Origin of the sequence: Nocardia sp. 852002-20019_SCH5090214 (assembly GCF_001665865.1) — a bacterium.
Classification (GTDB): domain Bacteria; phylum Actinomycetota; class Actinomycetes; order Mycobacteriales; family Mycobacteriaceae; genus Nocardia; species Nocardia nova.
In genome coordinates, this window is record NZ_LZMK01000038.1 from 1 (window position 1) to 728 (window position 728).

1 pseudogene is annotated in these 728 nt (G+C 65.0%); it reads right to left on the minus strand.

What is annotated here, in order from left to right:
* Positions 1–728: pseudogene (locus A5780_RS40625) on the minus strand (hypothetical protein); the annotation flags it as partial.

Sequence of the window (728 nt, forward strand, 5' to 3'; positions counted from 1 at the left end):
AGTCGCGGCGCGCCAGCACTTTGACGTGGGATTCGTTGCGGTAGACGAACTTCAGCCACCGGTAGGTGTGGGCGGGTGAGGAGAACCCGGCGCGGGACACGTGCACGTGGATGCCGACGCTGGTGTCGGTGTAGGCTCCCAGCATCCGCAACCGATTCAGCAGCGACCACGGGAACCGTTGGCACGCAAAGTCATACGACATCGGGTGCGTCACCAGCTCGTATCCGCACGGCTGGATACTTCCATCTTCCTTGAGGTATCCGAGGTCGCCGAGCTGGTCGATGGCGAGTTCGGCGGCTTCGTCGAAAACGTCTCGGGGGGTTTTGATTTCGAGTTCGAGTCCGAGGTACAGCGGTCCGGTGCCGTGGAAGTCGGGTTCGGGTTTGTAGCTGTAGGAGTGGACGCCGCGGTGGTCGGGCTGTTGGTTGGCGCAGGTGTCGCAGTAGTCTTCCCAGCAGCGGATGAGGATGTCGCAGCCGGCGCAGCGGTGGTAGTCGGCGTCCTCGCAGCGCCCGCACACATCGGCCCCGGATTCGGTTTCGTTGAGCCCGTCGGCGCGTGAGCCGCAGTCGTCGCACACCAGGTAGCTGTCGGAGCAGTCGTCACAGACTTCGCCATGGCCGATGACACGGACCAGGTCGCTGTCGAAGCGGTCGCAATCGCGGCACCGGCGCCAGCCGATCGAGCATTCCGTGCACACGTCGGTGCCGCGCACGGTGGAGCGGCGC